Annotated in this window: 18 protein-coding genes; 16 read left to right on the forward strand and 2 right to left on the reverse strand. The window is 63.1% G+C overall.

The features are described from left to right. Window positions 1-7 precede the first annotated feature (7 nt). The 7 genes from AWB82_RS28280 to AWB82_RS28310 all read left to right on the forward strand — a co-directional run bounded on the left by AWB82_RS28280 (window position 8) and on the right by AWB82_RS28310 (window position 7,359). Window positions 8-1,150 carry an acyl-CoA dehydrogenase family protein gene (locus tag AWB82_RS28280; protein WP_086972633.1) on the forward strand — a complete coding sequence of 381 codons (1,143 nt, stop codon included), beginning with the start codon at window positions 8-10 and terminating at the stop codon, window positions 1,148-1,150. Window positions 1,151-1,188: 38 nt separating this feature from the next. After that, window positions 1,189-2,301 (forward strand): MBL fold metallo-hydrolase, encoded by a 1,113-nt coding sequence (locus AWB82_RS28285; RefSeq protein WP_086972634.1) that lies wholly within the window; start codon window positions 1,189-1,191, stop codon window positions 2,299-2,301. Window positions 2,302-2,406: 105 nt separating this feature from the next. After that, window positions 2,407-3,588 carry a lipid-transfer protein gene (locus tag AWB82_RS28290; protein WP_086972635.1) on the forward strand — a complete coding sequence of 394 codons (1,182 nt, stop codon included), beginning with the start codon at window positions 2,407-2,409 and terminating at the stop codon, window positions 3,586-3,588. 11 nt (window positions 3,589-3,599) lie between these two features. Then, window positions 3,600-4,799: an acyl-CoA dehydrogenase family protein gene (locus AWB82_RS28295; protein ID WP_086972636.1), complete on the forward strand. Its 1,200-nt coding sequence runs from the start codon at window positions 3,600-3,602 to the stop codon at window positions 4,797-4,799. A 15-nt stretch (window positions 4,800-4,814) separates the two neighbouring features. Further along, a complete protein-coding gene (locus AWB82_RS28300; protein ID WP_086972637.1) occupies window positions 4,815-5,978 on the forward strand; it encodes an acyl-CoA dehydrogenase family protein in 1,164 nt (387 codons plus the stop codon). Next, entirely contained in the window at window positions 5,965-6,420 is a 456-nt protein-coding gene (locus tag AWB82_RS28305; protein ID WP_086972638.1) for a MaoC family dehydratase, read from the forward strand. Before AWB82_RS28300 ends, AWB82_RS28305 begins: the two co-directional genes overlap by 14 nt. Window positions 6,421-6,456: 36 nt before the next feature. Next, the gene (locus tag AWB82_RS28310; protein ID WP_086972639.1) at window positions 6,457-7,359 is read left to right on the forward strand and encodes an SDR family NAD(P)-dependent oxidoreductase; all 903 of its coding nucleotides are present in this window, start codon (window positions 6,457-6,459) and stop codon (window positions 7,357-7,359) included. Window positions 7,360-7,486: 127 nt separating this feature from the next. On the opposite strand, the gene AWB82_RS28315 is transcribed toward AWB82_RS28310, so the two are convergent. Both AWB82_RS28315 and AWB82_RS28320 read right to left on the reverse strand, forming a co-directional pair. Beyond that, a complete protein-coding gene (locus AWB82_RS28315; RefSeq protein ID WP_086972640.1) occupies window positions 7,487-8,632 on the reverse strand; it encodes an acyl-CoA dehydrogenase family protein in 1,146 nt (381 codons plus the stop codon). 50 nt (window positions 8,633-8,682) lie between these two features. Beyond that, window positions 8,683-9,795, reverse strand: a complete 1,113-nt coding sequence (locus AWB82_RS28320; protein WP_086972641.1) for a CaiB/BaiF CoA transferase family protein — start codon at window positions 9,793-9,795, stop codon at window positions 8,683-8,685. Between the two features lie 158 nt (window positions 9,796-9,953). Here AWB82_RS28320 and hisD point away from each other — a divergent pair, with 158 nt between their 5' ends. The 9 genes from hisD to AWB82_RS39250 form a co-directional block, all read left to right on the forward strand. Continuing rightward, window positions 9,954-11,261, forward strand: coding sequence for a histidinol dehydrogenase (gene hisD / locus AWB82_RS28325; protein ID WP_086972642.1), 1,308 nt, complete (start codon window positions 9,954-9,956; stop codon window positions 11,259-11,261). 26 nt (window positions 11,262-11,287) lie between these two features. Further along, complete coding sequence (locus AWB82_RS28330) at window positions 11,288-12,868, forward strand: arylsulfatase (protein ID WP_086972643.1); 1,581 nt, start codon at window positions 11,288-11,290, stop codon at window positions 12,866-12,868. A gap of 117 nt (window positions 12,869-12,985) precedes the next feature. Next, a complete protein-coding gene (locus AWB82_RS28335; protein WP_086972644.1) occupies window positions 12,986-13,429 on the forward strand; it encodes an acyl-CoA thioesterase in 444 nt (147 codons plus the stop codon). A gap of 332 nt (window positions 13,430-13,761) precedes the next feature. Beyond that, window positions 13,762-14,877: a porin gene (locus AWB82_RS28340; protein WP_086972652.1), complete on the forward strand. Its 1,116-nt coding sequence runs from the start codon at window positions 13,762-13,764 to the stop codon at window positions 14,875-14,877. Between the two features lie 112 nt (window positions 14,878-14,989). Further along, complete coding sequence (locus AWB82_RS28345) at window positions 14,990-15,736, forward strand: SDR family NAD(P)-dependent oxidoreductase (protein ID WP_086972645.1); 747 nt, start codon at window positions 14,990-14,992, stop codon at window positions 15,734-15,736. 50 nt (window positions 15,737-15,786) lie between these two features. Next, window positions 15,787-16,536 (forward strand): electron transfer flavoprotein subunit beta/FixA family protein, encoded by a 750-nt coding sequence (locus AWB82_RS28350; RefSeq protein WP_086972653.1) that lies wholly within the window; start codon window positions 15,787-15,789, stop codon window positions 16,534-16,536. A 15-nt stretch (window positions 16,537-16,551) separates the two neighbouring features. Beyond that, window positions 16,552-17,490, forward strand: a complete 939-nt coding sequence (locus AWB82_RS28355; RefSeq protein ID WP_086972646.1) for an electron transfer flavoprotein subunit alpha/FixB family protein — start codon at window positions 16,552-16,554, stop codon at window positions 17,488-17,490. Between the two features lie 95 nt (window positions 17,491-17,585). Further along, window positions 17,586-17,822: a hypothetical protein gene (locus AWB82_RS28360; RefSeq protein ID WP_086972647.1), complete on the forward strand. Its 237-nt coding sequence runs from the start codon at window positions 17,586-17,588 to the stop codon at window positions 17,820-17,822. A 123-nt stretch (window positions 17,823-17,945) separates the two neighbouring features. Beyond that, window positions 17,946-18,013: FAD-binding protein (locus AWB82_RS39250; protein ID WP_143756895.1), on the forward strand; the 68-nt coding region annotated here is incomplete at its 3' end.

Consider the following 18,013-nt stretch of genomic DNA (forward strand, 5'->3'; position numbering starts at 1 on the left):
ATCCGACATGCCGTATCAATTGCCCACCGAGGATCAGAATCTCGCTGTCGAAAGCTTCCGCAAGTTTCTGCAAGCCGAGATCAAGCCGGTCGCGAAGGAATACCGCGACCGTTTCATCCCGAAGGAAAGGATGCGCGAACTGACGCAGCGCATCGCCGAATTCGGGCTGCCGGGCTGCACCATTCCCGTCGAGTATGGCGGCATGGGATGGTCGTTCACCACGCAAGGCATGCTGTTCGAAGAGCTGGTGGCCTGCTCGTGCGATATCGCGTTGTGCGTGATGCTCAACATGGGTCTCACGGCGATGCTGTGCAACGCCCGACCTGACGTGCGCGAGCGCTATATGCCCGACGCGCTCGCCGGCAAGATCTTCGGCTCGATCGGGATCAGCGAGCCGGATGTCGGTTCCAACGTGGCCGAGCTCAAGACGCGCGCGGTGCGCGATGGCGATCACTTCATCATCAACGGCGAGAAGACGTGGATCACCAACGGCGTCTATTCCGACGTGCTGATCTGCACGGTGCGCGGCGATAAAGGGCTTTCGCATATTCTTATCGACCGCAAGGAGCATGGCTACGAGTCGCGCAATATCGACAAGATCGCGCTGGGCTCGCAGTCGACCGCGCAGATTTTCATAACCGATGCGCGCGTGCCGGCGACGAATCTTATCGGCGAGGAAGGCGAGGGTTTGCGCAACACGATGAAGGTGTTCGAGAACGCGCGCGCTCACGTCGGCACGTTGTCGGTCGGCATCATGCGCACGGCGCTCGAAGAATCGATCGCGTATGCGAAGGAGCGCAAGCAGTTCGGCAAGGTCATCGCCGGGCATCAGTTGATCGCCGCGAAGCTCGCCGACATGGCGATCATGGTCGATGCCGCGCGGCTGATGTGCCAGCGCGTGTTCGGACTGATCGACGCCGGGATTCGCTGCGACCTCCAGGCATCGATGGCCAAGGCGTTCGCGACGGAAGCCGCGGTCAAGGTGTGCCGCGACGCGGTGCAGTTGCATGGCGGCAATGGCATTACGAAGGACTTCAACGTCGAACGTCTGCTGCGCGAAGCCATCATCATTCCGATTCCGGACGGCACGACGGAGATTCAGCAGTTGATCATCGCGCGTTCGCTGACCGGCGTGTCGGCGTTTGTCTGAGCATCGAGAGCGTGACGGTGTCGAACCGCGATGAACCCATGACGCCGCCAGCCGCCGCCAGATTGCGCTATCCGCTCGACGCCGTTCCGTTGGACGACGGCGCGGTCGAGGTCGCGCCCGGCGTGCTGTGGATGCGCCTGCCGGTGCCCGGTTCGCTCACGCACATCAACGTCTGGGCAATCGAAGATGGCGACGGCTGGGCGATCGTCGACACGGGCTTGTCGGTGCCCGGCGCGGACGTGCGCTGGGAAGCGTTGCTCGGCGGGCCGTTGGGCGGACGACGCGTCACGCGCGTGCTGGTCACGCATCTGCACGCCGATCATGTCGGCATGGCCGGATGGCTGACGCAACGTTTCGATTGCTCGTTGTGGATGACGCGGATCGAGTACCTGACGTGCCGCTCGAATGTAGCGGACGTCGGCCGCGAGGCGCCGCGTGACGGCATTCGCTTTTATCGTCGAGCCGGCTGGGATGACGCGACGATCGTGCGGTATCGCGAACGCTTCGGCCGTTTCGCGCGAATGATCGGCGCGTTGCCGGACAGCTTTTGCCGGCTCGAAGAAGGAGCCCGGCTACGCATCGGCGCGCACGACTGGCAGATCGTCATCGGTCGCGGACATACGCCGGAACATGCGTGTCTTCACTGCCCCGCGCTTCGGGTGCTGATTTCCGGCGATCAGGTGCTGCCGCGCATTTCATCGAACGTTTCGGTGCATCCGATCGAGCCCAATGCCGACCCGCTCGGCGAATGGCTCGCGTCGATCGCCCGGCTCAAGACTTCGATTCCCGCCGACGTGCTGGTGCTGCCGGCCCACAACGAACCGTTCCGCGGCCTGCATGACCGGCTCGATCGGCTTGAGTACGGCGTGCTGCGCGGTCTGGAACGTCTGCGCGACCGGTTGCGCGACGGCCCCAAACGCGCGGTCGACGTGTTCGGCACGCTGTTCGCCTCGCGCGTCGATACGGACGATCCGATGCGCTATACGCTCGCCACCGGCGAGGCGCTCGCGTTCCTCAATTTCCTCGTCGTGCGCGGGCAGGCGTCGGGCCGCTGCGATGCGCAAGGCGTGATGTGGTATCGGCTGAACGAGCCGGCAGCGCATGGGGACGCCGGAGCGCATCATATCCAGAAACCGTCTTTTCCCGACTAGCGCGGCCCCCTTGAAACGAGGGGGCGCGGCAGTCGGCACGCCTGCCTATGATGAATCCGCATCGAGTCGCTCGATCGGATTTCAAAAACAACTGAAGGAGAACGTATGACGCGCAAAGTCGTCGTCGCCGGAGTGGGCATGGTCCCATTCAAGAAGCCAGGCGCAAGCGAAACCTATGACCTGATGGGCGCGCAGGCAGCGCGGCTCGCGCTGGCCGATGCCGGCGTCACCTATCAGGCGATCCAGCAGGCTTATGCATGCTTCGTCTACGGAGACTCCACGGCCGGACAACGCGCGCTCTACCATGTCGGCATGACCGGCCTGCCGATCATCAACGTCAACAACAACTGCTCCACCGGTTCGACTGGCCTGTTCCTCGCGCGTCAGGCGATCGAGGCGGGCGCGCTCGATATCGCGCTCGTGGTCGGCTTCGAGCAGATGAATCCGGGCGCGCTCGGCAGCTATTTCAACGACCGGCCTCTGCCCTCCGAACTGTTTCTGAAGCAATGCGACCGGCTCGGTGTGCCGGCGGACATCCCGCCTGCGCTGCGTATCTTCGGCGGGGCGGGCATGGAGCACATGAAGCGCTTCGGCACGCCGCTCGAAAGTTTCGCGAAGATTCGCGCGAAGGCGAGCCGGCACGCGGCCAACAATCCGCTGGCGGTGTTTCGCAAGGTCGTGTCGGCTGAAGACGTGATGGCGGACCAGCTCTTATGGCCCGGCGTGATGACCCGTCTGATGGCGTGCCCGCCGACCTGCGGCGCGGCGGCGGCAATCCTGTGCAGCGAAGACTACGCAAAGCGGCACGGCCTCGATACGCGCGTCTGGATCGCGGCGCAGTCGCTGACCACCGACGGGCACGAATCGCTCGAAGGCGACGACCTGCGCGACGTGGCCGGCTTCGGCATGGCGAAGAACGCAGCGCGCCAGGTCTATGAAGCGGCGGGCATCGGCGCGGAGGACGTCAACGTGGTCGAGCTGCACGACTGTTTCGCGCACAACGAGTTGATCACTTACGAGGCGCTCGGGCTGTGTCCCGAAGGCGGGGCGGCGAAGTTCATCGACGATGGCGACAACACTTACGGCGGGAAGTATGTCGTCAATCCGTCGGGCGGACTTTTGTCGAAGGGGCATCCGCTTGGCGCAACGGGTCTCGCGCAATGTACCGAGCTGGTGCAGCAACTGCGCGGCGCGGCAGCCGAACGGCAGGTCGAAGGCGCGCGCGTCGCGTTGCAGCACAACGTGGGAATCGGCGGCGCGTGCGTCGTCACGATGTACCGCAACTGACGGAGTCGCCGATGGACTTTCAACCCGATGCCGGTCTCGATGCATTTCGCGATGAAGTGCGCGAGTTCCTGCGCAAGAACCTGCCTTCCGATCTTGCCGGCAAGCCCGTGGGCAGCGTGCGCTCGATGCGCCCGGACCTCGTGCGCTGGCAGCAGATCCTGAACCGGAAAGGCTGGGGCGCGCCGTACTGGGCGAAAGCGGACGGCGGCGCCGGCTGGACGGTGCTGCAACGTCTCGTGTTCGATGAAGAATGCGTCGCGGCCGGTGCGCCGACCCACGACGGCTTCGCGCAAAAACTGCTTGGCCCGGTACTGAACGAATTCGCTTCCGCCGAGCAGAAAGCGGCACATGTACCGCATATTCTCGATGGCTCGCGTCTCTGGTGCCAGGGATTTTCAGAGCCCGGCTCCGGATCGGATCTCGCGTCCTTGCGCACGCGCGCCGAGCGCGATGGCGACTTCTATGTGGTCAATGGCCAAAAGACCTGGACGAGTTACGCGCACGAGTCCGACTGGATCTTCCTGCTGGTGCGCACCGATACCGAAGTCAAGCGACAGGCCGGCATCAGCTTCCTGCTGGTCGATCTGAAGACGCCCGGCATCACGGTGCGGCCGATCCGCAGTATCGACGACTGCCATCACCTGAACGAAACCTTCTTCGACAATGTGCGCGTGCCGGTCGCGAACCGCATCGGCGCCGAGGGCGATGGCTGGAAGATCACCAAGTTCCTGCTCAACAACGAGCACGCGAGCGCGGCGGATTTGCCGATCCTGCGCCGTGGCCTGACGCTCGCCCGGAAGCTTGCATCGACGCAGCGCGCGGGCCGCGAACCGCTCATCGCGCAGACGGAATTCGCCTTGCGTCTTGCCCGCCTCGAAGCGGAATTGCACGCCATCGCGATGATGGTCCAGCGCGTCGCGGCGATGGAATCGGACCACAGCCCGGCAGCGCACGCGATGGGCTCGATGCTCAAGGTGCGCGGCACGGAGTTGCAGCAGCGCATCAGCGAGCTGACCGTGGAGGCGCTCGGCGACGATGGCGCCGTGGCTTATCCCGAACCGCACGACGCGTGCCTCGATGAACCGATGCCACGGCAAGACATTGGCCGCGGCGTCGCCAACGAGATGTTTTTCCGCCGCGCGTCGACCATCTATGGCGGCAGCAGCGAGGTTCAGCGCGGAATCATCGCAAAGATGCTGTTTCAACTCTGAGCGGGCGGATCGATCATGAACTTCACTCTCAATGCAGAGCAACAACTGCTACAGGACAGCGTGCGGCGTTTCGTTGACCGCGAATACAGCTTCGAGGCGCGCACGGCGCTGATCAAGTCGCAATCGACGCGCGACGCCGTGCACTGGGAAACCTTCGCGGACAACGGCTGGCTCGCAGCCGCGTTGCCCGAGTCCTGCGGCGGTCTCGATGGCAGCCTGATCGACACGGTGCTGATCGCTCAGGAACTCGGCCGTGGACTGGTGCTGGAGCCGTATCTGGGCTGCGCGGTGCTGGCCGCGCAAACGCTGTTGAAGGCGGGCACGCATGCGCAGCGGGAAACGTGGTTGCCGCAACTCGCCGACGGTTCGCGCCGGCTCGCGCTTGCGTACAGCGAGACGCAATCGCGCGGCTTGCCCGAACCGGTCGCATTCTGCGCGCAGCCCACGTCGAACGGCTATGCGCTGAGCGGCACGAAGACACTCGTGCTCGGTGGCGCGGATGCCGACGGTTTCATCGTCTCCGCGCTCACGCCGGGCGCGGACGGCATCACGTTGTTTCTCGTGCCTGCCGACGCCGCCGGACTCTCGCGCCGTGTGCTGCCGTTGCACGATGGTAGCCATGCCGCCGAGTTGACCTTCGAGCGTGTCGTCGTGACCCGCGACGCGCTGCTCGGCGAGCCCGGCACTGGACTGGCCGCGATGCAGCACGGGCTCGCGCATGCGATCGCCGCGCTCGGCGCAGAGCTTGTCGGCGGCATGGAAAAGGCAATCGAAATGACCGCCGATCATCTGAAGATGCGCAAGCAGTTCGGCGTGCCCATCGGCAGCTTTCAGGCGCTGCAACACCGCATGGCGGACATGGCCACGGAGTTGGAGATCGCCCGGTCGATGCTGTACGCGCTCGTGGCGTCCATTGAAAACGACGACGGCCCAACGCGTTTGCGTGTGATGTCGCAGGCGAAATCGGTCATCGGAAGGGCCACGCGTTTCGTGTGCGCTCAGGCGATTCAATTGCACGGCGGAATCGGCATGACCGAGGAATACCAGGTGGGCCACTACTACAAACGCGCGGTCGTCGCGGACGTGCTGTTCGGCAGCAGCGACCGCCACGACGCGTTATGCGCGGCGCAATTGCAAAAGGCATTGCTTCAACCGGAAAACGCCCATGAAGACCTTTGAAAAAATCGCCGATCTGCAGCCGTTCGTCGGCGAGTCGATCGGCACCAGCGACTGGCTGTTGATCGATCAGCAGCGCGTCAATCAGTTTGCCGATGCAACCGGCGATCATCAATGGATTCACGTCGATACCGAGCGCGCGAAAGAAGGGCCGTTTGGCGGCACGATCGCGCATGGTTTCCTGACGCTGAGTCTCTTGCCCGCGTTTTTCGCGACCGCGTTTCATATCGAGGAAACCCGAAGCGGCCTGAACTATGGGCTGGACAAGGTGCGCTTCATCGCGCCCGTGCCGGTCGGCCGCAGGTTGCGCGCGCAGTTTCGGCTTATCGAGTGGACGGCCGTCAATGGCGGCGGCGCGCAGCTCAAGATCGAGATGACCGTCGAGTGCGAAGGCCAGGACAAGCCGGCCTGCGTCGCGGAATCGATCACGCGGCTCTTTCCCTGAAAGACCTTTTTCGACCATGAGTCTGGAGATCAAAGCATGAGTATTCGTTTCGATGGAAAGGTCGCGATCGTGACCGGTGCGGGCGCGGGCCTCGGCCGCGCGCATGCGCTGGCGTTCGCGGCGCGCGGCGCGCAAGTCGTCGTCAACGATTTCGGCGGCGCGCGCGACGGCACGGGCGGTTCATCGGAAGCCGCGCTCGCGGTGGTCGAGGAAATCCGCGCGGCCGGTGGAATCGCGATTGCGGATGGCGCGAACGTCGCCGATTACGAGCAGGTGCAGGCGATGGTCCGGCGTGCCGTGGCCGAGTTCGGCCGGGTCGACATTCTGGTGAACAACGCCGGCATTCTGCGCGACAAGAGCTTTGCGAAGCTCGAAATGTCCGATATCAAGGCCGTGCTCGACGTGCATCTGATGGGCGCGATCAACTGTTCCAAGGCCGTCTGGGAACTGATGCGCGAACAGGGATATGGACGCATCGTGATGACCACGTCTTCATCGGGCATGTACGGCAACTTCGGGCAGGCGAACTACGGCGCGGCGAAGATGGCCGTGATCGGGCTGATGAACGCGCTGACGACCGAAGGCCGCAAGAGCAATATCAAGGTCAACACCATCGCGCCGGTCGCGGCGACGCGCATGACCGCCGATATCCTGCCGGAAGAGATGCTGCAGCGCATTCAGCCCGAGCGCGTCACGCCGGCCGTGTTGTTCCTCGCGAGCGACGACGCGCCTTCGAAGACCGTCATCGCGGCGGGCGGCGGCGCGTTCGCCGCGGCGACCGTGGTCGAAACCGCGCCCGTGTTGCTGCCGGACGAGGATGTGACGCCCGAAGGCGTTGCCGCGCGCTTTGCCGATATCGCCGACTGGCGCACCGCGCGTCCCTACGACGAATCGGGCCATCAGGTGCAGGCTTTTCTGAAGCTCGTCTGCGGGCAGTAAGAACGAAGCGTAGGCATGCAAGCGCCGCCGTACCGAAAAGGGCGGCGGCTTTTTCTATTGAGTTTTCGTTGGGTAGGGACGCTGGCTTGCAAGCGACATGCAAGCCAGCGCAGGTATCGGCGTCGCGTCAGCCGAGGTGGCGGGAGATGATCAACTTCTGGATGTGGCTCGTGCCTTCGTAGATCTTGCAGATGCGCACATCGCGCAGATAACGCTCGACCGGGAAATCGGTCAGATAACCATAACCGCCATGAATCTGCAGCGCGTCGGAGCAGACTCTCTCGGCGATCTCGCTCGCGAACAGCTTCGCGATCGACGCTTCCTTGATGCAATCGACGCCGGCATCGCGCAGGCGCGCCGCATGCACGCAATACTGCCAGGCGACGTCCACCTGCGCGGCCATGTCCGCGAGGTCGAAGGCGACGCCCTGAAGCTTGATGATCGGCGCGCCGTAGGCCTCGCGTTCGCGCGCGTATTTGACCGCTGCATCGAGTGCCGCGCGCGCGACGCCCGCGGCGATGAAGGCGATCCCGATGCGTCCGTCGGAGAGGCCGCCCATCACGGTGCGATAGCCGTTGCCTTCGCCGCCCAGCAGGTTGGCCGCCGGCACGCGATAGTCGTCGAGTTCGATCTGCGCCGTATGCGCGGTGTGCTGCCCGAGCTTGCTCTCGACGCGGGTCACGTGATAACCGGGCTGCTTAGGATCGACGATGAACGTGCTCGCGCCTTTCTTGCCGGCCGCCTTGTCGGTGATCGCGAACGCGACGCCGACTCCGGCCTCGCTGCCGTTCGAGATGAACTGCTTGGCGCCGTTGAGCACGTAATGATCGCCATCGCGGCGCGCGCTGGTGCGTAGCGCGGCTGTGTCGGAACCGGCGTGCGGTTCCGTCAGCAGAAATGCGCCGATCGACTCGCCGCTCGCCATCGCCGGCAGATAGCGCCGCTTCTGCTCCTCGGTGCCATGCTCGACGATGCTCATCGCCGTGAAGTTATGCACGTGCACGATGGTGGCGAGACCGGCATCCGCCGCGGCGATTTCGTGCTGCGCCAAACAGAAGTCGAGCACGCCCGCGCCGGTGCCGCCGTATTCCTCGGGAATCAGCATGCCGAGAAAGCCGAGTTCGGCGAGCGCTTTCAGTTCGTTGCGCGGCCACGCCGAATGTAGATCGCGATCGGCTGCGGTGGGCGCGACGATCTCGCTAGCCACACGCCGCGCGGTATCGCGGATGAGCGTTTGTTGTTCTGTAAGGAACGCGTTGGTGATGTCGGTCATGCGGGTTTTCCTTCGTGTCAGTCGCGGAGTGCGGGTGAGGGAACGTGCGGTCAGCCGCCTGTCCAGTCGCTCAACACGGCATCGTTGTGTTCGCCGCGTCGCGGAATCGGGCCGGGACGGCCGGCGGGCGTCGCCGAGAAGCGCGGCGCGGGACTCGCGTGCAACACGCCGTCCTCGCGCGTATAGATGCCACGCGCGCGCATGTGCGGATGATCGGCGGCTTCGTCCGGGCTCAGCACCGGCGCAAAGCAGGCGTCGGAGCCTTCCAGCAGCGCGCACCATTCGTCGCGCGTGCGGCGCGCAAAGAGCGTGGCGAATTGCTCGCGCAGCGTCGGCCATGCGCGGCTGTCGTAGGGATCGTCGAAGAGCGGATCGGCATCGAGTCCGAGCTTTTCGCGCAACTCGCGGTAGAACTTCGGTTCGAGCGACCCGACCGAGATGAAGGCGTCGTCGGCGCAGCGGTAGGTGTTGTACCAATGCGGTCCGTCGAGCAGGCTCTGACCACGCTCTTGCGTCATCTGGCCCGACGCCTTCAGCGCGAGCAGCAGCGACATCATGTGCGCGCTGCCATCGACGATCGCGGCGTCCACGACCTGCCCGACGCCCATCGCGCGCGCATTCATGATGCCGGCGAGCAGACCGACCGCCAGATACATCGACCCGCCGCCGACATCGCCGACGAGACTGGGCGGCGTCAAGGGCGCTTCGCCGGGCTGTCCCGAGTACCAGAGCGCGCCGGATAGCGCGATGTAGTTCAGGTCGTGCCCCGCGCTGCGTGCGAGCGGGCCATGCTGGCCCCAGCCGGTCATCCGTCCATAGACGAGCCGGGGATTGCGCTGCAGGCACACATCGGGACCGAGGCCGAGCCGTTCCATGACGCCGGGGCGCATGCCTTCGATCAGCGCATCGCAACGCTCGACGAGCTGCAGCACGGTCTCGACGCCCTCGGCGGTTTTCATGTCCACGGCCACGGAGCGTTTGCCCCGGTTCGCGATCGGCACGCTGCCGAGGTCGAGCCCGTCCGCGCCGGCTTCGATGCGTTCGACGACCACGACGTCCGCGCCCAGATCGGCGAACAACATGCCGCAGAACGGGCCGGGCCCGATGCCCGCTATTTCCAGCACCCTGAGTCCGGCGAGCGGACCTTGTTTAACTGATGTCATTGGCGGTATTCGTCCATTTCGATGCAGCCAATGATAGAGAGCGGGGGCACGCGCGACGCCCCCTATTCTTGAGGGGGACGGCAGGCCGCTCGCACCGCCTATCCTTTGAATGGAAACATAGGCAGACATCGACTAACGCTGGATGGTGAGGAGTGGAAATGGCAATTTGGCTCAAGCGCGGCGCGGAAGCGGAAGTGCTGAAAGCGGCGGCGCGTGAAGTGCGCGATACGGTCGAGACGACGCTCGCGGATATCGAGGCGCGCGGCGACGCCGCGGTGCGCGAGCTTTCAATTCGTTTCGACAAGCTCGAACGGGACGACTATCGCTTGTCGCGGGACGAGATCGAACAGTGCTTTTCTCAGTTGTCCGCGCGCGAGCTTTCGGATATCGAGTTCGCGCAGAAGCAGGTCGAGAATTTCGCGCGTCACCAGCGCGAATCGATTCGCGATCTCGAAGTCGAAACGCTGCCCGGCGTCGTTCTGGGTCACAAGAACATTCCGGTGAATGCCGCCGGTTGCTACGTGCCCGGCGGCAAGTATCCGCTGCTTGCATCGGCGCATATGTCGGTGATCACCGCGAAGGTCGCGGGCGTGCAGCGCATCGTCACGTGCGCGCCGCCGTTTCGCGGCAAGCCGGCGCCGGCGATCGTCGCCGCGCAGCACATGGCCGGCGCGGACGAGATTTATTGCCTCGGCGGGATTCAGGCGATCGGCGCGATGGCCATCGGCACACAGAGCATCGCGCCGGTCGACATGCTTGTCGGCCCCGGCAACGCCTTCGTTGCGGAGGCCAAGCGGCAACTGTTCGGGCGTGTCGGTATCGACCTGTTCGCGGGGCCGACCGAAACGCTCATCATCGCCGATGAAACCGTCGATGGCGAAATGTGCGCGACCGATCTGCTGGGTCAGGCCGAGCACGGCCCGGATTCGCCGGCGATTTTGCTGACCACTTCCGAGAAGCTCGCGCGCGAGACGATCGCGGAAATCGAGCGTCTGCTGAATATTCTGCCGACCGCCAATATTGCCCGCCAATCGTGGGAGAAGTACGGCGAAGTGATCGTTGCGGAAAGCGACGACGAAATGATCCGCATCGCGGACGAGATCGCATCGGAGCACGTGCAGGTCATGACGGGCGACCCCGATCATTTCCTGCGCAACATGACCAACTACGGCGCGCTCTTTCTCGGGCCGCGCACCAACGTATCGTTCGGCGACAAGGTTATCGGCACCAACCACACGCTGCCCACGCGCAAGGCGGCGCGGTACACGGGAGGACTGTGGGTCGGCAAGTTCCTCAAGACGTGTACGTACCAGAAGGTGATCACGGACGAGGCCTCGGCGATGATCGGCGAGTACTGCTCGCGTCTGTGCGCGCTGGAAGGGTTCGCGGGACATGGCGAGCAGGCGAATCTGCGAGTGCGCCGATACGGACACAAGGACGTGCCCTACGCGGGCGTAGCCATCTGAACAAGTCGATCGAGAGGGAAGAGGAGATGAAAGCAAAATCGTGGATGGGGCGCGTGCGCGGTGTCGCGGGCGCATGCATTGCCTGCGCGATGCTCTTTAGCGGCGGGCACGCGCGAGCCGAGCAAACGCAACGGCCCAACATCGTCGTGATCATGACGGACGACGTAGGCTGGGGCGATCTAGGAAGCTATGGCGGCGGCGCGATGCGCGGCGCGCCGACGCCGAATCTGGATCGCATGGCCGCAGAGGGTGAACGCTTCCTGAACTACTACGGACAGGCGAGCTGCACGGCGGGCCGGGCTTCGTTCATTACGGGAAGGCAGCCGATCCGCACGTCGCTTTCGTCGGTGCTGGTGCCGGGCGATCCGAACGGACTGACGAAGCAGACGCCGACCATCGCGGAGTTCCTGAAGAAGTCCGGATACACGACGGTGCAGCTCGGCAAATGGCATCTCGGCGACCGACCGGAAAACTATCCGACCGCGCATGGCTTCGACGAAATGTACGACATGCTCGCGTATTACGCGGGCGTGTATGCGTACTCGAACCTCGAACTGCATCCTAACTGGCCCGCCCGCGATGCCAACTTCCAGAAAGCCTGGGAGCGCGTCAACGTCTCGATGCTCGAACAGAAAGCCGGCGAGAGCGTGAAGACCGTGAAGCCGAAGTTCACCTACGACGACTTGGCCACCGCCGACGACCAGATGCGCGGCAACGCGGTCGACTGGATCAAGGCGCATGCCAAGGACGATCATCCGTTCTTCATGTACCTGAACTTCCTGAAAGTGCACAACCCGAACAATCCGTCACCGCGCTGGAAGGGCAAGTCGCCGGGCGGCGGAAACTACCTCGACTCGCTGATGGAGATGGATGACAACAGCGGCCAGATCGTGCAGGCAATCCGCGATCTCGGTATTGCCGAGAACACCCTCGTCATCTGGACGACCGACAACGGAGCGTGGGTCGATGCGTGGCCCGACGCCGGATACACGCCCTTCCGCGGCGAAAAGGGCACGCCGTTCGAAGGCGGCTTCCGCGTGCCGGCAATCGCCTGGTGGCCCGGACATATCAAGCCCGGCTCGGTCAACACGGATATGTTCTCGCACATGGACTGGTGGCCGACATTTGCCGCTTTGATCGGCGAGCAGGCGCCGTCGCATGAATGGAAGGACAACAGCGGAAAATCCATCATCTTCGACGGAATCGATCTGAGCGATTCGCTGCTCGGTAAAGGTCCGGGCAAGCGCACGGACTTCATATTCTTCTCCGGGCAAACCTTCGGCGGTGTGCGCGTGAAGAACTTCAAGGCCGTGTACACCGCGCAGGACACGTGGCTCGGGCCGCAACGCACCATGAAGGCGCCCGCTATCTACGATCTCCAGTGGGACCCGCGCGAGCAGTTCGACATGGCGTTCAACGGAGCGATGCCCACGGGCGGCAATCAGACGTCGCCGGGCCGGTACAGCGGCTCCGACAACGGCTGGGTCGGCATGTACATCATTCCGGTGATGACGCGTTTCTTCGCCGAATTGAAGACCCATCCGAATCTGCCTTACGCGCCATTTGGCGAAGGGCGTTATCTGGCGATTCCCGAAGAATTCAGGTAAATCGGCAAGTCGCGTGGCGCGCTCGCGCCGCGCGTCTCTCCGGATTGCAGCGCGAGCATACCCCGCTGCAATCCGATCATTCCTCAAGCTCCACAAGCACCAAAGGCAGATCTGGCGATGACCAAACCGGCCGCGCTTTCCCGTGACGCATACCCGCATTTCCTTACGATCCCGACTCGCTGGATGGACAACGATATCTACGGTCATGTCAACAACGTCGTGTACTACAGCTATTTCGACACCGTAGTGAACGAGTATCTGCTGCGCACCGGCATGCTGGACTTCGAATCCAGCGAAGCTATCGGGCTCGTAGTCGAGACGCAGTGTCACTACTTCGCATCGTTGGCATTTCCGGATTGCATCGAGGCCGGGCTGCGGATCGTGAAAATCGGCAATTCCAGCGTGCAGTACGAGATCGGACTGTTCAGGGAAGGCGACACCGAGCCTGCTGCGCAAGGTCGCTTCGTGCATGTGTACGTCGATCGTGCGACGCGACGTCCGAGGGCGTTGTCGGAAGCGAATCGTTCGGCATTGGAGCCGCTCGCGAGCATTCCCGTCTGATACGCGTCGGGGAGGGGAGGGCTTTCGCGTGCCGCGGCCCCCTATTCACGAGGGGGCATGTGCGAGGTCCCGGGCGTCTATCCTTGGTTCTGCGGACAAGCTGTCGAATCATCTTCAAGAGGTAAAGCAGTCCGCATAAGATTTACTAAACTCCGTTCGTAGTGCGATTCAATAAAACAAGACGCATGAGAATCAGATACATGCGTGCTGAAAAAAAACGAACGCTAAAACAAACGTGTGCACTCGGCGGTCGAGTTTGTCACGACAGCGACGATGCACATCGTGTGACCGTATCCGTGTCTCGACGAGACGCGAACATGAAGGAGACATGCATGCGTTGTGTTGGTAAAGGAATGATCGGTGCATCACTGCTGGTCGTAGCGGGAGGGGCTGCTGCGCAATCCAGCGTGACGCTGTACGGCGTGGCCGATACTTTCATTCAGTATCTTGGGAACGGCGCGGTCCACTCTTTTTCGGAAAGAAGTGGCGGCAATACCGGTTCGAATTTCGGCCTGAAGGGAATCGAGGATCTGGGAGGCGGACTGAAGGCTGTATTCACGCTTGAGAACGGCTTCAATATCGCCAATGGCGGATTCTTCATCGACAGCACGGCGATGTTCTACCGTCAGGCATGGGTGGGACTGAGCCACGAGAATTACGGTTCGCTCACGTTAGGGCGTCAGTATCAGCCGACTTTCTGGGCGGTTTATCCGAGCGATCCGTTTCGGGGTAACGAACTGCTCTCGCCGCTGTCGGCCGCGGCGAGCAACGTGGACAGGCATACGATCGCAACGCAGAGCGCGTCGGGCCGCACCAGCAACTCGATCGTGTATCAGTCGCCGACTATCGGCGGGCTGAAGCTCTACGCCATGTATGGCTTTTCGGCGACTGTCACACAGCCTGTGCCCCAGACCGTGGGCAACATGCTCGACGTCGCGCTCACTTACTCGGGTTATGGGTTCTACGCCGGTCTCGCGTATCAGAATCAACACGCGAGCACCATGACGATCCCGGGATTGCCCGCCGCCTTGAATCTGCTCGGAACCGAGCGTTTCACCGGCGCGCTGGGGTACCGGATCGGCATCGTGAACCTGCAGATGAACTATACGTACAACCGTTCGAAGGATGCGCCCGCCAATTCGTTGGCCGCCCGCCTCGACGCGACCCATTCATACAGCATCGCGGAAGTTGGGGCGACCATCCAGGCCACCGCCGCGGACACGATCGAGATCGCGGGCATTCAGCGAGAAGCACGGGGCATACACGACAACGCGTTGGGCGTTGAGCTTGGCGTCGATCACAGCTTGTCGAAGCGGACCTCGCTGTATGCGCGCGCGGGCTATATGAAGAACAACGGCATGGCGACGATGAGCTGGCCCGGCATTACCGTCAGCGCGCCGAATGCGTCGCAGACGCTGGTGGCGCTCGGCATGACGCATCGCTTCTAACCGGTTTGTTCAGGGCGGGACGAGGCCGGCGATTGCCGTGCGGCCTCGTCGAGAGTTGCACATCGTGTCGCGCTCGATCAGTTCGGCGGGGCGAGGAAAGAAAGGAAAACTAATGAATTTAAGCAACAAGGTAGCGATCGTGACGGGCGCTGCGTCGGGCCTCGGCCTTGCGACCTGCAAGCGGCTGGCGAAGGCCGGCGCTTCGGTGGTCGGATTCGATCTCGACCAGGCGAAGCTCGATGACACATTGGGCCCGGACATGACGGGCATCGCGGTCGATGTCGCCGATGACGCCAGTGTGAAGCGAGGGCTCGACGCCGTCATCGAGCGGCATGGTCGAGTGCATGTCGCAATCAACTGCGCGGGGATTCTCGGGCCGTGCAAGACGCTTTCGAAGGGCGACGTGTTTCCGTCGGAACTGTGGAACCGCGTGCTCGGCGTGAACCTGACCGGGACCTTCAACGTGATCCGCCACGCCGCGCTCGCAATGACGCGTAACGATCCGGATGACGCGGGTGAGCGCGGCGTCATCATCAACACATCGTCGGGCGCGGCGCGTCAGGGGCAGATGGGACAGGCCGCCTACAGCGCGAGCAAGGCCGGCGTGATCGGCATGACGCTGCCGATCGCGCGCGACCTCGCGGAACACGGTATCCGGGTGGTGTCGATCGCGCCGGGACTGTTCGAGTCCGGTATGTCCATCGGCATGCCGCAGAAGGTTTCGGACGCGCTGCTCGACAAGCTGCTGTTTCCGCGCCGCATGGGCATGCCGGACGAGTTTGCGGCACTGGTGCAGCACATCGTCGAGAACGCGTATCTGAACGCGTTGACGATCGATATCGATTGCGGCATGCGTTGATCGCGCGCGGTGCGTTCGTGCTGTCGGGAAAAACAAGTCGGGAGAGTGCTTTGAAAGTCATGGTTGCAGTCAAGAGAGTGGCGGACGCCAACGTCAAGGTCGGCGTGAAGTCGGATAACACGGGCGTCGATCTTTCGAACGTGAAGATGTCGATGAACCCGTTCGACGAAATCGCCGTGGAAGAGGCGGTGCGTCTGAGGGAAGCGGGCATAGCCACTGAAGTTATCGCGGTGTCCTGCGGCGTCGCGCAATGCCAGGAAACATTGCGCACGGCGTTGGCTATCGGAGCGGATCGCGCGATTCTGGTCGAGTCGAACGAAGACCTCCAGCCGCTCGCTGTCGCCAAACTGCTCAAGGCGCTGCACGACAAGGAAGAGCCGCAACTGGTGATTCTCGGCAAGCAGGCTATCGACGACGATTGCAATCAGACCGGTCAGATGCTGGCTGCGCTGGCGGGCTTGCCGCAGGCGACCTTCGCGTCGAAGGTAAGCATTGCCGGCGGCAGCGCGACCGTCGAGCGTGAGGTGGATGGCGGCTCGGAAGCGCTCTTGCTGAATCTTCCCGCTGTGGTCACGACTGATTTGCGCCTGAACGAGCCGCGCTACGTGACCTTGCCCAACATCATGAAGGCGAAGAAGAAGCCGCTGGAGATCGTGAAGCCGGAAGCGCTCGGTGTGGATGTGACGCCGCGCCTCAGAACGTTGAAGGTCAGCGAACCGCCGAAGCGCAGCGCCGGGGTGAAGGTGCCGGACGCGAAAGCGCTGGTGGAAAAACTCAAAACCGAAGCCAAGGCGCTTTAAGCGGGAGCAGACAAAATGACGATATTGGTAATTGCCGAGCACATCCAGGCAACGCTAAAGGTGGCGACGCTCAATGCTGTTTCCGCGGCACGTGAAATCGGTGGCGAAATCCACGTGCTGGTCGCAGGTCTCGATGTGCAGGGCGTGGCGGACGCAGCGGCGCGGGCTGCCGGGGTGTCGAAAGTGCTGCTGGCCGACGCGCCGCATCTCGACGCGGGTCTCGCGGAGAACGTCGAGGCGGTCGTGCTGAGCATCGCGAAGAACTACTCGCACATCCTCGCGCCCGCTACGGCTTACGGCAAGAATATCGCGCCGCGCATCGCGGCAAAACTGGACGTCGCGCAAATCAGCGACATCATCGCTATCGAAGATCAGGACACGTTCGCGCGTCCGATCTACGCGGGCAACGCGATCGCTACGGTGCAATCGGCTGATCCGATCAAGGTGATCACGGTGCGCACGAGCAGTTTCGACCCGGTGGATGCGGTCGGCGGGAATGCCGTGGTCGAGCGGATCGACGTAACGCCGGGTGCGGGCCTTTCGCAACTCGTCGGCCGCGAAGTGATGAAGCTGGAACGCCCGGAACTGGCATCGGCGTCGATCGTCGTTTCCGGCGGCCGGGGACTCGGCAGCGGCGAGAACTACGCGAGGATACTGGAGCCGCTGGCGGACAAGCTCGGCGCGGCGCTGGGCGCTTCGCGCGCCGCCGTCGACGCGGGCTTCGTGCCGAACGACTATCAGATCGGGCAGACCGGCAAGATCGTCGCCCCGGAGTTGTACATCGCGGTGGGCATCTCGGGCGCGATCCAGCATCTCGCGGGCATGAAAGATTCCAAGGTTATCGTCGCGATCAATAAAGACGAAGAAGCGCCTATTTTCAGTATCGCGGACTACGGCATCGTCGGCGATTTGTTCTCGGTCGCGCCGGAGCTTGTCGAGGAACTGCAGTCGTAAGCGCGATCGCCGCGTGGAATGGCGGAGGCCGATTCGCATGTCTTCGCATCGTCGTGTTGTGCTGAGTTCAGCTAGTGCTGTCGCTGGAGAGGTCGATGAATAGCCGGGAAAGATCGTTGCGTGTGCTCGTCGAAAAATGGCTGGGAGGTGAGGGCGCCAAGAGCGCCCGCGTGACCCGGTTTAGTCGCAGTGCGCGCAAGCAATGGCGTTATGTGTGCGTCGAAACCGAGCGTCCATCGGGCACGTTCGCCGTCGTTTTCTTTCGCCACGACGATGGCTCGTGGTGCGTGTTTCCTCCGCAGAAACCGCGTCCCGCCATGGCTTTTGCATAACTTCGGTTTCGGCGATGCGCGCTTTTTAATTCGTTTGCCGAACCACGATCAGAACAATTTGGAGTTTGCACGGTGTCTTTTTCGACAGGCCACGAAAGCCATATTTCGAATGCACGCGAATCGATGGAATACGACGTCGTCATCGTCGGCGGCGGACCAGCCGGTTTGTCGGCGGCCATCCGGTTGAAGCA

This window comes from Caballeronia glebae, from assembly GCF_001545035.1.
In the GTDB taxonomy this organism is placed as follows: domain Bacteria; phylum Pseudomonadota; class Gammaproteobacteria; order Burkholderiales; family Burkholderiaceae; genus Caballeronia; species Caballeronia glebae.

Bases quoted from the DNA above. Each gene is read 5' to 3' on its own strand.
- AWB82_RS28280 (WP_086972633.1), top strand. From the start codon at position 8: ATGCCGTATCAATTGCCCACCGAGGATCAGAATCTCGCTGTCGAAAGC.
- AWB82_RS28360 (WP_086972647.1), top strand. From the start codon at position 17,586: ATGAATAGCCGGGAAAGATCGTTGCGTGTGCTCGTCGAAAAATGGCTG.
- AWB82_RS28285 (WP_086972634.1), top strand. From the start codon at position 1,189: ATGACGCCGCCAGCCGCCGCCAGATTGCGCTATCCGCTCGACGCCGTT.
- AWB82_RS28315 (WP_086972640.1), bottom strand. From the start codon at position 8,632: ATGACCGACATCACCAACGCGTTCCTTACAGAACAACAAACGCTCATC.
- AWB82_RS28295 (WP_086972636.1), top strand. From the start codon at position 3,600: ATGGACTTTCAACCCGATGCCGGTCTCGATGCATTTCGCGATGAAGTG.
- AWB82_RS28305 (WP_086972638.1), top strand. From the start codon at position 5,965: ATGAAGACCTTTGAAAAAATCGCCGATCTGCAGCCGTTCGTCGGCGAG.
- AWB82_RS28340 (WP_086972652.1), top strand. From the start codon at position 13,762: ATGCGTTGTGTTGGTAAAGGAATGATCGGTGCATCACTGCTGGTCGTA.
- AWB82_RS28310 (WP_086972639.1), top strand. From the start codon at position 6,457: ATGAGTATTCGTTTCGATGGAAAGGTCGCGATCGTGACCGGTGCGGGC.
- hisD (WP_086972642.1), top strand. From the start codon at position 9,954: ATGGCAATTTGGCTCAAGCGCGGCGCGGAAGCGGAAGTGCTGAAAGCG.
- AWB82_RS28320 (WP_086972641.1), bottom strand. From the start codon at position 9,795: ATGACATCAGTTAAACAAGGTCCGCTCGCCGGACTCAGGGTGCTGGAA.
- AWB82_RS28300 (WP_086972637.1), top strand. From the start codon at position 4,815: ATGAACTTCACTCTCAATGCAGAGCAACAACTGCTACAGGACAGCGTG.
- AWB82_RS28345 (WP_086972645.1), top strand. From the start codon at position 14,990: ATGAATTTAAGCAACAAGGTAGCGATCGTGACGGGCGCTGCGTCGGGC.
- AWB82_RS28290 (WP_086972635.1), top strand. From the start codon at position 2,407: ATGACGCGCAAAGTCGTCGTCGCCGGAGTGGGCATGGTCCCATTCAAG.
- AWB82_RS28335 (WP_086972644.1), top strand. From the start codon at position 12,986: ATGACCAAACCGGCCGCGCTTTCCCGTGACGCATACCCGCATTTCCTT.
- AWB82_RS28355 (WP_086972646.1), top strand. From the start codon at position 16,552: ATGACGATATTGGTAATTGCCGAGCACATCCAGGCAACGCTAAAGGTG.
- AWB82_RS28330 (WP_086972643.1), top strand. From the start codon at position 11,288: ATGAAAGCAAAATCGTGGATGGGGCGCGTGCGCGGTGTCGCGGGCGCA.